The organism is Oceanobacillus luteolus (assembly GCF_023715655.1).
Taxonomy (GTDB): domain Bacteria; phylum Bacillota; class Bacilli; order Bacillales; family Amphibacillaceae; genus Oceanobacillus; species Oceanobacillus luteolus.
Window position 1 is genome coordinate 38,049 of record NZ_JAMBON010000014.1, and the last position, 14,682, is coordinate 52,730.

13 protein-coding genes are annotated in these 14,682 nt (G+C 42.3%); 11 read left to right on the forward strand and 2 right to left on the reverse strand.

The features are described from left to right. The first annotated feature begins 18 nt into the window (after positions 1-18). From M3210_RS10290 to fabG, 10 genes are all read left to right on the forward strand, one after another. Entirely contained in the window at positions 19-435 is a 417-nt protein-coding gene (locus M3210_RS10290; RefSeq protein ID WP_379595765.1) for a MaoC family dehydratase, read from the forward strand. After that, positions 432-1,439, forward strand: coding sequence for a 3-oxoacyl-ACP synthase (locus M3210_RS10295; protein WP_251514056.1), 1,008 nt, complete (start codon positions 432-434; stop codon positions 1,437-1,439). Before M3210_RS10290 ends, M3210_RS10295 begins: the two co-directional genes overlap by 4 nt. A gap of 71 nt (positions 1,440-1,510) precedes the next feature. Further along, positions 1,511-2,713 (forward strand): substrate-binding domain-containing protein, encoded by a 1,203-nt coding sequence (locus M3210_RS10300; protein WP_251514057.1) that lies wholly within the window; start codon positions 1,511-1,513, stop codon positions 2,711-2,713. 72 nt (positions 2,714-2,785) lie between these two features. Next, on the forward strand, positions 2,786-3,538 hold the full coding sequence (locus M3210_RS10305) for an ABC transporter ATP-binding protein (RefSeq protein ID WP_251514058.1): 753 nt from the start codon (positions 2,786-2,788) through the stop codon (positions 3,536-3,538). Further along, entirely contained in the window at positions 3,538-4,245 is a 708-nt protein-coding gene (locus M3210_RS10310; protein ID WP_251514059.1) for an ABC transporter ATP-binding protein, read from the forward strand. Before M3210_RS10305 ends, M3210_RS10310 begins: the two co-directional genes overlap by 1 nt. 11 nt (positions 4,246-4,256) lie before the next feature. Further along, positions 4,257-5,117, forward strand: coding sequence for a branched-chain amino acid ABC transporter permease (locus tag M3210_RS10315; RefSeq protein ID WP_251514060.1), 861 nt, complete (start codon positions 4,257-4,259; stop codon positions 5,115-5,117). Between the two features lie 6 nt (positions 5,118-5,123). Then, positions 5,124-6,143: a branched-chain amino acid ABC transporter permease gene (locus M3210_RS10320; RefSeq protein ID WP_251514061.1), complete on the forward strand. Its 1,020-nt coding sequence runs from the start codon at positions 5,124-5,126 to the stop codon at positions 6,141-6,143. A 7-nt stretch (positions 6,144-6,150) separates the two neighbouring features. Continuing rightward, positions 6,151-7,158 (forward strand): 3-oxoacyl-ACP synthase, encoded by a 1,008-nt coding sequence (locus M3210_RS10325; protein ID WP_251514063.1) that lies wholly within the window; start codon positions 6,151-6,153, stop codon positions 7,156-7,158. A gap of 15 nt (positions 7,159-7,173) precedes the next feature. After that, a complete protein-coding gene (gene phaZ, locus M3210_RS10330; protein ID WP_251514064.1) occupies positions 7,174-8,085 on the forward strand; it encodes an intracellular short-chain-length polyhydroxyalkanoate depolymerase in 912 nt (303 codons plus the stop codon). Next, positions 8,086-8,829 carry a 3-oxoacyl-ACP reductase FabG gene (gene fabG, locus M3210_RS10335; protein ID WP_251514065.1) on the forward strand — a complete coding sequence of 248 codons (744 nt, stop codon included), beginning with the start codon at positions 8,086-8,088 and terminating at the stop codon, positions 8,827-8,829. Positions 8,830-8,894: 65 nt separating this feature from the next. Here the strand turns inward: fabG and M3210_RS10340 are convergent, their stop codons facing one another. After that, the gene (locus tag M3210_RS10340) at positions 8,895-9,305 is read right to left on the reverse strand and encodes a GNAT family N-acetyltransferase (RefSeq protein WP_251514066.1); all 411 of its coding nucleotides are present in this window, start codon (positions 9,303-9,305) and stop codon (positions 8,895-8,897) included. A 643-nt stretch (positions 9,306-9,948) separates the two neighbouring features. Here M3210_RS10340 and M3210_RS10345 point away from each other — a divergent pair. After that, a complete protein-coding gene (locus tag M3210_RS10345) occupies positions 9,949-11,454 on the forward strand; it encodes a class I adenylate-forming enzyme family protein (RefSeq protein WP_251514067.1) in 1,506 nt (501 codons plus the stop codon). A gap of 139 nt (positions 11,455-11,593) precedes the next feature. On the opposite strand, the gene M3210_RS10350 is transcribed toward M3210_RS10345, so the two are convergent. Next, a complete protein-coding gene (locus tag M3210_RS10350) occupies positions 11,594-14,653 on the reverse strand; it encodes an efflux RND transporter permease subunit (protein WP_251514068.1) in 3,060 nt (1,019 codons plus the stop codon). Between the last annotated feature and the right edge of the window lie 29 nt (positions 14,654-14,682).

Consider the following 14,682-nt stretch of genomic DNA (forward strand, 5'->3'; position numbering starts at 1 on the left):
ATAGAAAGTGAGGTGTCAATCATGGATTTTGAGATTGGACAGACTGCATCCTTTTCCAGAACGATTACCGAAACAGACTTCATGATGTATGCCGGTTTGAGCGGTGACTATAACCCGATTCATGTCGACAAAGTGTATGCTAAGAAGACATTTTTTAAAGAACGGATCAGTCATGGATTATTGACTGCGAGTTTCCTATCCCGGTTGTTGGGAATGCATTTGCCTGGCCCAGGTTCTGTCTATGTTTCGCAAACATTGCATTTTGAGAAGCCGGTATATATCGGAGATACGATTACAGCCAAAGCTGAGGTAATAGACTTGGAGAATTCCAAACGGCTGCTGACATTGGCAACGACTTGTGAGAATCAACACGGAGATATTGTTTTACAGGGCGAGGGATTGATGAAACTTCCAAAAAAGGAGGAGCAAAGATGATCGGTATTCAAGCTACGAGTATTTATGAACCTGCTCTAAAAGCGACAGCGGGAGAATTGGCAATTAAAACAGGGATTCCGGAAGAGGTGATTATTGAAAAGTTCGGACTCTATGAAAAGAGGGTTGCTCCAGAGCATGAACATGCTTCCGATTTGGCGGTCGCAGCGGGAAAAGAGATTCTGAAATCCGTCGATCCCCTTGAGATTGATGTTGTCATCTATTTTGGCAGTCCGTATAAAGATTATCCAATCTGGACTGCTTCCTCCAAAGCACAATATGAACTTGGTACAAAAAATGCATACTCGTTTGAGATGATGAATGTGAGCTCTTGCTTTCCAATCGCTGTCAAGGTTGCCAAGGACATGATTTATTCTGATAAAAGTATTAACCATATTTTACTGGTTGGTGGCTCGAAGGAATCACAGGCTATCAACTACGAGAATCCGCGCTCCCGCTTTATGTTCAATTTTGCGGATGGAGGAGCGGCTGCTTTAGTGTCCAGGAATGCGACGAAAAGTGAAATTCTAGCGTCATCTATTATTACGGATGGCTCCTTTCATGCGGATGTCCTTGTTCCTGGAGGAGGTTCTGTCCATCCTGTCAGTGAAGAAGTGGTCCAAGAAAAATCGCATTATTTAGATGTGCCTGATCCACAAGGAATGAAAGAAAGATTGGACCCAGTATCCATTCCAAATTTCACCCGTGTCATTCATGAGGCAGTAGAAAAGAGTGGTGCAAATATAAAAGATTTAAAAGTACTTCTACCATTACACACTAAAAAGTCGATGTTTCGGGATTTGCTGAAATCAGTAGGTTTACAAGAGGAACAAGCCGTTTATTTAACGCATCATGGACATATGTCTGCACTGGACCCTTGTTTTGGGATTCATTTGGCAGAAAAAGCGGGGATGCTGAATCAGGGAGACCTTGCCGTCATCGTTTCTGCAGGCACAGGTTATACATGGGCTGCCACTGCCATTCGGTGGTTGGAATCTGCGATGTAACTTCCTTGTAACTTAAAGTGACTATGATGACTTCAAGTAGTAATGAATTTCTAAAAGGGGGCAAACGTATCATGAAAGTTAAACGTATTTGGGGTTTACTATTGATTGTCTTTATAATCGGTATTCTTGCGGCATGCGGCGATGATGGGGAAGCTGCATCAGGCGATCAAGATGTTGTAAAAGTTGGGGTACTTATTTCCGGAACGGGAGCATTAGAGACATACGGTCTGCAAACCCAACGAGGCTTCGAATTAGGTATTGAATATGGGACAGACGGTACCAATGAAGTAGCAGGCAAAAAAATCGAGTATATTTTTGAAGATACAGAAACCGATCCAACGGTTGCAAGACAAAAAGCATTGAAGTTGTTGGAAGAAGATGAAGTGGATTTCCTTGTCGGATCTTCCAGTTCAGGGGATACACTGGCAGTCACTCCGTTAGCAGAGGAGTATGAAACGATTATGGTAGTTGAACCTGCGGCGGCAGATAGTATTACTGGAGCGGAATACAATGACTACGTATTCCGAACTGCTAGAAACTCTTCTCAGGATGCTAAGGCTGCAGCTGTTGCAGTTGCAGGAGAAGGAGTTAAAATTGCTACCCTTGCACCAGATTATTCATTTGGGCATGACGGTGCAAAAGCATTCATTGAAGCTGCGGAAGAGCTAGGGGCAGAGCTTGTACTGGAAGAATATGCAGACCAGGCAGCTACAGACTTCACAGCGAACATCCAGAAGATTATTGAAGCAAAACCAGATTATTTATTCGTTGTTTGGGCAGGAGCGAATACGCCATGGAACCAAATTGCGGATATGCGTCTGGACGAGCAAGGAATTAAAGTGACAACAGGTGTGGCAGATATTGCTACGTTGCCATCAATGACACCGTTAGTTGGAATGGAAGGGTTTACACTGTATTATCATGACCTTCCAGACAACGAAGTGAATGATTGGCTCGTAGAAAAACATATGGAAGAGCATGACTCTCCACCAGATCTGTTTACAGCAGGGGGAATGAGTTCCGCACTTGCGATTATTGAGGCGCTTAAACAAACGGATGGAGATACCGATGGTGCCAAGTTAATTGAAACCATGGAAGGCATGAGTTTTGAGACACCGAAAGGGACAATGACGTTCAGACCGGAAGACCATCAGGCGTTACAGGAAATGTATTCCGTCACATTGGAAGAAAGTGATGAATTCGACTATCCTGTTCCGGTTCTGAAGGAAGTCCTGACACCAGAACAAACGGCACCACCGATTATGAATCAATAAAAAATTTAAGACAAATCCTTTCTTCCTATAGAAAGGATTTGTCCTCCATTTTAACGTGAAGGAGGAAGTGGCTTGACAGCAATACTAGAGACAAAGGACTTATCGATTGCTTTTGGTGGGCATGTGGCTGTTAACGGTGTAACTGTGGAGATACCCGAGAAGAAGTTCACCTCGATCATTGGACCAAACGGAGCAGGAAAAACCACTTTTTTCAACCTACTGAGCGGTCAGCTCTCTCCTACCAACGGGTCAATATATTTTAAAGGCGAAGACATCACTAAAGTATCAACTACAAAACGAGCCCGCATGGGAATTGGTAGGTCCTTTCAAATTACAAATGTTTTCCCGAATTTAACAGTTTTAGAAAATGTTCGTTTAGCAGTGCAGTCAAAAAATAAGGTTAGATATAATATTTTCTCTCATTTTAAGCATTACCCGGGTTTTGAGAAGCGTTCCTTAGAGTTATTGGATATCGTTTTCTTAAAGGAAAAAGCGAATGCAATTGCAGCAAGCCTCGCCCATGGAGAAAAGCGGAAATTGGAAATTGCGATGCTTCTCGCTTTGGAAACTGAAATTTTACTATTGGATGAGCCGACAGCCGGAATGTCTGTCGAGGAAGTTCCCGCAATTATGGATGTGATCAGGAATATCAAAGATGAAGGCAATCGTACCATCGTACTGATAGAGCATAAAATGGATATGATTATGGGGTTGTCTGATGAAGTGTTGGTGCTTTATCACGGAGAGTTGATTGCTAAGGGCACACCTGCAGAAATTGTTGAAAATGAAACGGTGCAGGCGGCGTATTTAGGAGGTGGCGTGTAATGGAAAATCTGCTCGAATTAAAAAAAGTGGAGGCATTTGTCCAACATTATCATATTTTACACGACATCTCTTTTGAAGTGCCTAAGGGTGAAGTGACGGTCCTATTAGGCAGAAATGGAGCCGGAAAAACGACGACGCTTCGAACAATCATGGGACTGAACCGGGTGTCCAAGGGAAGCATTTCCTTTAAAGGTGAATCCATTGTAGGACGCACTACTTTTGATATTGCGAATAGTGGAATCGGCTATGTCCCCGAGGACCAAGGGATCTTCGGTGGCTTGACGGTTGGTGAAAATCTACGGGTCGCGATGAAGAAGGAAGATGAAAAAACGACGGAGAGACTCGAGTGGATATTGGAGCTTTTTCCAGATTTAAAGAAGTTCTGGAAGAAGGAAGGCGGACAGTTAAGTGGTGGGCAAAAGCAAATGCTCTCAATCGCCAGAGCCTATGTAAATGAAAATGATCTCTTGCTTATCGACGAACCAAGTAAAGGACTCGCTCCAATTATGGTGGACAAAGTGACAGAATCCATCCAGCAAATGAAGGAACAGACGACCATCGTATTGGTGGAGCAGAATTTTATGATGGCTAGTCAAATCGGCACCCGCTTCTACATTATTGATGATGGAGTTACAGTCCATAGCGGTGCAATGGATGAACTGAAGGAAGATAAGCAATCGATGAAAAAATACCTTGGGATTTCATAGGGGGAGTGAAAATGGAGTTATTCATAAGCTTAGTCATTAACGGGCTTGCGACGGGCATGTTAATCTTCCTCCTTGCTGCCGGTCTGACACTGATATTTGGATTAATGAGTGTGTTGAACTTTGCACATGGTGGGTTATTCATTTGGGGAGCGTATACCGGTGTTTGGGTCTTTCAGATGACAAATAGCTTTACACTGGGAATTGTCGCTGCAATTCTAATTGGTCTACTACTTGGTCTGGTTACAGAGCGTCTCGTCATACGTCCAGTATATGGAAACCATATGCAGCAAATTTTAATTACGTTAGGATTTATGCTCGTTTTGCAAGAATTGATTAAAGTAGCATTCGGTCCTGACCAAAAAGCGGTTTTCCCACCTGATTTTCTTGCGGGAAGCTTCATGGTTGGAGACATCGTACTTATCAAATATCGTTTGTTTATTATTGCGGTTGGTATCCTCGTCTTTGTCATTGCCAGTTTAATCTTGAAAAAGTCACGAATCGGCTTGATCGTTCGAGCTGGGGTAATGGATAAGGAAATGGTGCAGGCGCTTGGAATCAATATCAAACTTGTTTTTATGCTTGTGTTCATGACAGGTGCTGGGTTGGCCGCATTAAGTGGAATCCTGCATGCGGTATATTCTGGTGTCATATATGCAGAGATGGGACTTGAATTCTCTATCTTGGCATTTATCGTTGTTGTTATCGGTGGAATGGGTAGTTTTCCTGGATCATTATTTGCAGCTATTCTGGTTGGATTAGCACAAGCCTTTATGGCTTACTATGTGCCGGCTCTATCATTGGCAGTGAACATGCTTTTGATGACCATTGTACTCATTTTCCGACCACAAGGCTTGTTTCAGGTGAAGGGGTGAGGATAAGTGAATTTACGTCGTGTGGAAACGAGTACGTGGATCTATTTAGCCATTAGTTTTCTATTAATCTTTATTCCGTTTATTGTAACGGGCAGAAGTATGCAATTTATCTTCATTCAAATCTTCATTTTTGCGATTTTCGCGATGAGTTATGATATTTTGCTAGGGTTTACAGGTATCATTTCGTTCGGACATGTCATGTTCTTTGGGATTGGTGCTTATTCCACTGCGGTTACTCTTGGACGGATGGATGCTACGATTGGTTCCTTCGTTCTGGGAGCAATCATCGCATTAGTTATTGCCGCAATTGTAAGTTTGATTGTTGGAGCGCTCACGCTTAGGCTGAAAAGTCATTTCTATGCGATGCTCACTTTGGCGCTTGCAGGATTATTCCTCGTATTAGCGGAAAAATGGCGCTCGGTTACAGGAGGGAATGACGGATTCACTTTCAGCCTGCCCGAATTTTTCCGTGATTCGGAGACGATGTATTGGTTCTCCTTACTGTCGATGGTGTTGATATTTTTCGGGCTAAGACGGTTTACAAGATCTCCATTTGGCCGGGTGCTCATGGCAATCCGTGAGAATGAAAATCGGACAGAATCATTAGGTTTTCAGGTCACTTATTATAAAGTGTTGGCAAGTGTTGTCGCAGGTGTTGTTGCTAGTTTTGCAGGGGTATTATATGCCTTGTCACTCCGATTTGTAAATACAGCAGTGTTTGCAACAGACCTGACGATTGATGTGTTACTCATGACGATTATCGGTGGAGTTGGAACATTGATTGGCCCGATTGTCGGAGCAGGGTTAGTGGAATTTGCACATCATTGGCTATCTGGTCTGGCGGATGTGCATTGGATTTTTGAACGGTGGATCATCCTTTACGGAATCGTCTATGTCCTCGTCGTTATCTTTTTCCCGCTCGGGATTGTCGGAACTATTCAATCGAAGTTTATGAACCGTCCAGTGCGGGCGCTCCGAACGAATCGAAAATCAGACGGCAAGAAGGAAAATAGGAAAGGGGCTTGAACATATTGTGAACATTGGGATTGTAAGTACGGGAATCTACCTACCTGAGCAGCGGATGACATCAGAGGAAATTGCCGAAAAAGCAGGACTTCCATTAGAAGTTGTCGAACAGAAGATGGGGATTAAGGAAAAACCTATACCTGGGGAAGATGATCATACAGTCGAAATGGGAGTGAGAGCGGCCAATAAGGCGATTGAAAAAGCGGGGATTGACCCGAAGGAAATCGATCTTGTCATATATATTGGTGAGGAGTATAAGGAATATCCAGTTTGGACAGCGGGAATTAAACTGCAGCATGAAATTGGTGCGACGAATGCGTGGGCTTTTGATACAGCTCTCCGCTGTGGAACGACAGTCATGGCATTGAAACTTGCGAAAGACATGATGCTTCAGGATGATTCAATCGAGACGGTACTGCTTGCAGGGGGATACCGGAACGGTGACTTGATAAACTATGAAAATAGCAGTACCCGGTTTATGTTTAATCTTGCTGCAGGGGGCGGCGCATTGGTACTGAAAAAGGGGCATGCGGAGAATCGGATCTTAACATCGCATCTGATTACCGATGGTGCTTTTTCAGAAGATGTGATTGTCCCTGCAGGCGGGACGAAACAGCCTATCAGCCAAGAAGCGGCGGAGGTCGGTCTTCACTTTTTTGACGTCCCGGATCCAGCCGGAATGAAGGCGCGCTTGGAAGAAAAATCAATGGTCAATTTTATCCAATGTATCGAGAAGGCTTTGGAAAAGAGCGGATACACAAAGAAAGACGTTGATTATGTCGCCATCCTTCATATGAAACGGTCGGCACATCACTATGTGCTGGATCAGCTTGGATTGTCAGCTGAACAATCGATTTATTTAGAGGATTATGGCCATATCGGGCAAATCGATCAAATATTATCATTAGAGCTTGCTGAAGCAGAAGGAAAGCTCAAAGATGGCTCCATTGTTGTCTTAGTTTCTGCGGGAATCGGTTATGCATGGGGTGCAAATGTCATTAAATGGGGAAAGTAAGGAGGACTGATAATCATGTTGGTTGAAGAGAAAAGTGTAGAGTTAGCGAACGGTGAAGAGATTTACTATCAGGAAAGAAATGGTGGTGAAGATCCGGTCATACTCATACACGGAAATATGACGTCTTCCGTTCACTGGGATGTAGTAATCGAAAAGCTGGACCCTCACTTCAAAGTGTATGCGATTGATTTGCGCGGATTTGGTAAATCGAGTTACAAGCAACCAATTACGGGAATAAAAGACTTTTCTGATGACTTGAAGTTATTTGTAGACGAACTGGAATTGAAAGATTTCGGTTTAGTTGGCTGGTCCCTCGGTGGTACGGTGAGTCAGCAGTTTTGTGCGGATTATCCAGGATATTGTAATCGTTTATATCTATTTGCTTCCGGCTCTTCACGCGGGTACCCTTACTATCCAGTAGGAGAAGACGGTTTGCCTGATGTCGCAAACCGTCTGCGCACGTTGGAGGAGATTCGTGAAGATGATAAGGCGAAATATGTGCAGACCGCTTATGATACGCTGAATTATGACTTTTTAAGACAAATGTGGGATATGGTCATTTATGTAAATAAAAAGCCGGATGAAGCTCGCTATGAAAAGTATTTGGAAGCGATGACGAATCAGCGGAATTTGGTGGATTGTTATCATGCGTTAAATACATTCAATATCAGTAATGTGCATAATGGCTTGGTGGAAGGCACCAATCAAGTGGATGATATCAATATCCCGGTGCTCATCGCATATGCAGATAATGATATGGTCGTTACGAAAAATATGACAGATGAGTTGATTGAGGATTTTGGTGAGCGGGCAGAAGTAGTTGAGCTTAAAAATTGCGGCCATTCCCCACAAGTCGATAATCTATCGCAAGTGGTCGAAACGATGGAACATTTCTTCGCTAGAAGTAGACAAGGGAGAGTTTTGTAGATGAAAAGATTGGATGGTAAAGTTGCCATAATTACGGGAGCGGCAAATGGAATTGGACTTGCAGCTGTCCGTGTTTTTGCGAGAGAAGGGGCCAAAGTGGTGCTCGCAGATTTTGACGAAAAGGCTGGAAAAGAACAGGAACGAGCCCTACAAGGGGAAGGAATAGATTGTAAATTTATCCAGGTCGATGTTTCCGACTGGGAAAGTGTGCAATCCCTTGCCAAGGAAACGAAAAATGTATATGGCAAGATTGATATCTTAATCAATAATGCCGGAATTACAAGGGATGCTATGTTGGCAAAAATGACGGTCAATCAGTTTCAGCAAGTCATCGACGTAAACCTGACTGGCGTATTCCATTGTACGAAGGCCGTAATCCCCTATATGATCGAACAAGGAAAAGGTAAAATCGTCAGCACTTCTTCGGTTTCAGGAGTGTATGGAAATGTCGGACAAACGAATTATGCAGCGGCCAAGTCGGGAATTATCGGTATGACAAAAAGCTGGGCGAAGGAGCTAGGGAGAAAAGGGATTAATGTCAATGCGGTCGTGCCAGGGTTTACAGAAACGAGCATGGTAAATACTGTTCCCGAGAAAGTAATTGATCAGATCAAGGCACAAATTCCACAGCAACGCCTCGGGAAACCAGAGGAAATCGCCAATGCTTATCTTTTCCTTTCGTCAGATGAATCGGATTATGTGAATGGCCACGCTCTTCATGTAGATGGCGGAATTATGATGTGATGCAGCAAATATAAAAAACGAGCAGTGGCCAACAGCACTGCTCGTATTCTTTTCTACACGTCTTCTTAATTCAACTTTGCAAATGCCACCAGAGTGCCTTGGTCACAGGATATAAAGCCATTCTTTTTATAAAAATGCCTTACATCAGGGGCTTCCTCTGTCAATAAAACTTTTTGACGAACGTCTTTATATTTCTCGAGGATTTGTACCATTAATCTACTGGCAATACCTTGGTTTTGATATGCATTTAATACAAGGATATCTTGGATATAAATAATGGTTAATCCATCTCCCACAACACGCACAAGTCCAACCAGTTTTTCACCATCCCAAGCAGAGATGACGTCCAATGATTGTTCCAGCGCACGTTGAAGAACTTCCATTTCTTTTGTATATGCATACCATTCCACGTCATTATATAAGCTTTCCAATTGGTCGCGGTTTATATTTTTATCAGTTTTATAAGTAATTATCATTTCCTCATCCTCCTCAAAATGTATTATTTTGAAGAGTCAATCCATAATTTATCCACCAACATGCCTCCTTAAATATCTCTACCTAACTAATTCGACAATAGTAACCAAATTCCTGCTTTCTTGAATTGGAAATAGCAACGCTTCTATCCGAGGTCCGCAGTCCAATACCCCTCGCTTTCCGCAGGCGGCCCGTGAGCCTCCTTGCTTTGCTGCAGGAGTCTCGGGGTATTTGGACTGCTCCCTGCTAAAGCCAGGTTATACGCAATGAATTTTATTTAAAATATAGAATGAAGATTAGAATATTAGTTAATTGAATTAAACTACAAAACTATTTACAAAGGAATCTCTTTTAATATTTATAAATAAGCTATTTAACTGTTCTCCTCGGAGCATCCCCCGATACACCGAAGACTCCTGTGGGAGCAGAGGCATCGGTGAGACCCCGCAAGGCGCTTGCGCCTGAGGAGGCTCACCAGCCGCCCACGGAAAGCGAAGGTGTATCGGGGGATGCGGAGCCACGGACGGAAGCGTATTGTCCGGATTCGGTTATATGGATAAATATGCTTTTTGAATCATGTAACTACGTTGTAACTTTGCTGGATTATAGTATGGTTAATTAATTCGTTGGCAAGGGGTGTCTCGGATGGTTAATGATGTGAATTGGTTTGAGGGTCGGGTAAAACTCACACCGAAGGAAACAGCTATAGTTGATGCAAAGACAAATAAGTCTTGGACATATGAACAGTTACACGAACGAGTAATGAAACTTACGGCAATATTCCATGCAAAAGGTGTGAAAAAAGGGGATCGAGTTGGTCTTCTATCACCTAATGATATCAGTTACTTTGATTTTTTCTTTGCCTGTATGAAAATAGGTGCAATATTTGTACCGTTCAATTGGCGGCTTGCAACATCTGAGTTGAATTATTGCCTAAATGATTCCGCTCCAATACTAGTAGGTGCATCACCCAATTTTGCAGCGAAACTAGCAGTTTGTGATCATCAGGTAAATACACTTATCATCGAGCACGATGATTACTTGGAAAAAGAGATCATTTCAGGATTTATAGATACCGAAACTAAAATGGAAGAGATTGATCCTCTAGCAATGATTTACACCGGAGGAACGACCGGAAGGCCAAAGGGTGTCATCCTGTCACACCGTTCGATTTTATGGAATGCATTAAATACGATTACGAGTTGGGGACTGACAAAAGATGATGTGACACTTACATGTTTACCGATGTTTCATACAGGTGGATTGAATGTATTGTCTCTGCCACTATTATTAGTCGGCGGAAAGGTCGTTCTTCGTTCTGACTTTGACCCAGAGCAAGTCATGTCAGATATTAATAAGCACCAATGTACGGTTGTCATGTTAGTGCCTACGATGTATCATATGATAATCGAATCAGAAACCTTTAGAACCACTGAATTTCCAAGTATGAAACTGTTCGTTTCTGGCGGTGCTCCTTGTCCTCTTCGGGTATACCAGGCTTTCCTTGATAAAGGAATCGTCTTTAAAGAGGGGTATGGTTTAACCGAAGCGGGTCCGAATAACTTTTATATTGATCCGAGTGATGTTATGAACAAGATGGGCTCGGTAGGGAAACCGATGCTGTTTAATGAAATTAAAATTGTAGCCGAAGACTCGTTACATGCAGGTACAGATGAGGTGGGGGAACTGTATGTCCGTGGGAATCATGCATTTATGTATTATTGGAACCGACCAGAAGAAACAGAGGAGACGCTTGTGGATGGATGGGTCAGGACCGGTGATTTGGCACGGCAGGATGCGGACGGATATGTATATATCGTGGGAAGGAAAAAGGATATGATCATCACAGGCGGCGAAAATGTCTATCCGCTAGAGATTGAACATTGGCTGGAATCTCATCCCGACATATCAGAAGCGGCAGTGGTTGGAATGCCGGATGAAAAATGGGGAGAAGCGGTAACGGCATTTATTGTAAGTGAAAGTAAACTTACTCCGGAAGAATTGGAAGCGTATTGTAACGAGCAATTGACTCGTTATAAAGTACCGAAGCAATTTATTTTTATAGAGGAATTGCCGAAGACAGATGTCGGTAAAGTAAATAAAAATTTATTGAAAGAATCATATAGCAAGCCAAATAAAAGTTTATTATAAAAAAACCGGACTAAAGTTCGGAGTATTTGTCTAAAAAAACAAATGGGACAAATGTTCCGAACCTTAGTCCCCCTTCTTAAAGGGACGCTGGATGGATATCCCGCGTCCCTTAATTATTTTATGTTAAATATATTGTAGTTTATTTTACGAGTTCGATAGGTTTCGGTCCATTCGTGCTTTCTATTACTTTGTTTTTCCTTTCCCGTTTAAACAATTTCCGAATGCCATTGCCGAACGAATGGAAGAGTCGATATACTGCTGGGATTAATACGAGAGTTATCATCGTTGCAAAAAGCAGTCCGGATATGATGGCGGTTGCCATAGGTGCTTGATAATTCCCGGTTGTTCCGGTTGCCAATGCGAGTGGCATCATTCCACCAACTGTTGTGAAGGTCGTCATAAAAATCGGCCGGATTCGGTCTTTACCTGCACTTACAATCGCCTCATTCACAGACATTCCTTTTCTCCGCAATTGGTTCGTGCGGTCAATTAGCAGGATTGCATTGTTCAATACAATTCCAAATAACATCAAAATCCCCATCGCCGACATAATGCTGAGTTCTCGTTGTGTTGCAAACAACCCAACTACAACCCCAATGAATGCCATCGGAATGGTGGACATCACAATCAGTGGATGTGCCAAGTTATTAAATTGTACTGCCATAACAAGATAGACGAGGAAGACAGAAATCACCAAAATCAATGCGAGATCGTAAATCAACTCTTGTTGAGTTTCAATATCCCCGCCTGTTGAAACCGTATAGCCATTTGGCGTCTCAAAATCACTAAGCAATTGTTGTATCTCCCGATTAACTGTTCCCAAATCTGTATTCTCTATGTCAGCTGATACGGTAATATATCTTTCCCCATCCAAATGAGAGATTTCATTTGGGACTTCCACACTTTGTAAGTCGATGAATGTGCCTAAACTTTCTTCCCCTTGAGCTGTAGGAATTTTCCATTCTAATAATTCTGCTTCTGAAACGACTTCATCTTTCCATTTTACGACCAATGGAACGGTACGGTCATCCGTGCTGATTTCACTAATTGGCATTTGTAGAAATGCTTCTTCCATCGCTCCCCGCAATTGAAGTTCAGAAATGCCTGCGTCATCCATTTTCTTGCTGTCCAATTCGACTACTTTTTCAATTGATGTCCGTTCCATCGAGGTGTTGATTCCAACTAAGCCTTCAATATCACTCAATTCTTCCTTAAGCGAATTGGCAATATCCAGCAACTGATCAAACTCTTCTCCTTTTACTTGAATTTGTACTGGTTGGCCAACAGTTGCTACCATCGCTCTCTCAACACTTACTATTGGATAATTTTCAGTGAGTCCACGTAAACTTCTTAAGATTTCCTCATTGACTTCCTTTTGTTCTCTCGTGATGTCCTCATCTTTAGTCATATTAATCAGCATGAAGAGCAGCGTGCCATCGTCCATGATATAGCTTGTATCCACATCGTCAATTTGGTTCAATTCTTTTGTAGCTTGTGAAACGAGTTCTTCTTTTTCATTTGGTGTAATCCCAGGTTCCAATTCAACCAAGATTTCTGTATATCGATTTAGCATATCAGGCATAATCGTCATTGGAATTTTGAATAAGAGAAAGACTGAACCAGCGAACATGACGATAAAGATGACAACCATGGCCAAGCTATGACGTTTTCTCTTTACAATCCAAGAAATGATACGGTCATAAATTCGGAGCAGTTTTCCTTCTTTTACTTTTTTCTTCGGTGCTTTCAAAAATTTTTCCGAAAGGGCAGGGATGATAGTGAAAGCAACGAGAAGACTGCTGATCAATGTGACGGAAACAACAGCGAACAGAATGACCATGAACTGACCTACATCACCACTCATTAATCCAATCGGTATAAACACAACGATTGTCGTGAGTATGGAAGCAATGACTGCAGAGCTTACTTCTCTTGTTCCTTCCAGGACAGCTTGACGTGCATCAAGTCCTATTTCTTTCTTCTTGAATATGGATTCTAAAATAACGATGGAGGAGTCGACCATCATTCCTACACCAAGTCCTAAGGCGACTAATGTCATCATATTGAAACTATAACCCAACATCCAAATGGACATAAATGTCAACAAAATGGAAGTTGGAATCGAGATGGCGATAATGACGGTGGCTCGGATATTGCGCAGATAAACAAGTAGAATGAGAATTGCGATAATTCCTCCGATAATGATGTTTTCCGTTATCCCATTAATCGAATCTTCTACATAATCCGCTTGTGCGACAAGCTCATTTACCGTAAAGCCATCCACTAAATTTTCGTCTTTTATCTTTTGAATTTCTGTTCTTACAGCATCGGCCATTTCAATTTGAGTCACACCAGCAGATCTGCCGACTTGGACAAAAATAAAATCCTTCGATCCTTCTTTCCAGACATACGAAGATGTTTCCATTGGCTCTAAAGAGACTTGAGCAATATCAGAAACGGTGATTAAACCATTCTGTGTTGGGATTTTTATATTTTCAATGTTCTCTTCCGAAGAAAGATTGGTCTCAAAACGTATTGCAGGTTGTTCATTTTCAGCAGTGAATTCCCCTAATGTTGCATCTGTATTTGCCTGCTGGATAATCGATATCACCTGGTTACTGTCTAATCCATGTTCTGTCAAACGATCCTTGTTAAAGGAAATGACCATTTCATATTCCTGGATACCCATCAGAGCGACATCTTTTACTTCTGGTAAATCTTCTAAACGGGGCTCAAGGACTTCCTCTGCAAAACTTGTCATTTCATTCATGTCCCCGTCGGAGATGTCCATGAAAAACTCATAGCTTTGACTCAAGCTCATTTGCTCTGCGATAACATCGGTCACTCCTGAAATATTGGCAGTCATTGTAGTAGTGGTCGTTTGGATTTCCTTGGAAACTTCTTCACCACGGCCTTGCTCAATCATAATTTGAATATTGCTCATCCCAGTCATTGTTGTAGAAAAAACATCCTCTACACCTTCAATTCCAAGAATTGCTCGCTCCAATGGTGTAGTAATCTGCCGTTCCACTTCAATTGCCGCCATATCCCCAGCACTAATGGCGACATAAGCACCATCAAAATCAACTTCCGGCATTAATTCCGCATCTAACTTGGTGATGGAATAGGCCCCAACCAAAATCGTTAAAATAGTTAACAACCCGACCAAAATCTTCCTGTTTAAAATAAATCGAATCATTTACTTCCCCCGCCCCTGATTTTTTTGGA

What these genes read in the sequence shown, in the direction of transcription:
- M3210_RS10295 (WP_251514056.1), top strand. Translation starts at nt 432, where the DNA reads ATGATCGGTATTCAAGCTACGAGTATTTATGAACCTGCTCTAAAAGCG.
- M3210_RS10300 (WP_251514057.1), top strand. Translation starts at nt 1,511, where the DNA reads ATGAAAGTTAAACGTATTTGGGGTTTACTATTGATTGTCTTTATAATC.
- M3210_RS10310 (WP_251514059.1), top strand. Translation starts at nt 3,538, where the DNA reads ATGGAAAATCTGCTCGAATTAAAAAAAGTGGAGGCATTTGTCCAACAT.
- M3210_RS10315 (WP_251514060.1), top strand. Translation starts at nt 4,257, where the DNA reads ATGGAGTTATTCATAAGCTTAGTCATTAACGGGCTTGCGACGGGCATG.
- phaZ (WP_251514064.1), top strand. Translation starts at nt 7,174, where the DNA reads ATGTTGGTTGAAGAGAAAAGTGTAGAGTTAGCGAACGGTGAAGAGATT.
- fabG (WP_251514065.1), top strand. Translation starts at nt 8,086, where the DNA reads ATGAAAAGATTGGATGGTAAAGTTGCCATAATTACGGGAGCGGCAAAT.
- M3210_RS10340 (WP_251514066.1), bottom strand. Translation starts at nt 9,305, where the DNA reads ATGATAATTACTTATAAAACTGATAAAAATATAAACCGCGACCAATTG.
- M3210_RS10345 (WP_251514067.1), top strand. Translation starts at nt 9,949, where the DNA reads ATGGTTAATGATGTGAATTGGTTTGAGGGTCGGGTAAAACTCACACCG.
- M3210_RS10350 (WP_251514068.1), bottom strand. Translation starts at nt 14,653, where the DNA reads ATGATTCGATTTATTTTAAACAGGAAGATTTTGGTCGGGTTGTTAACT.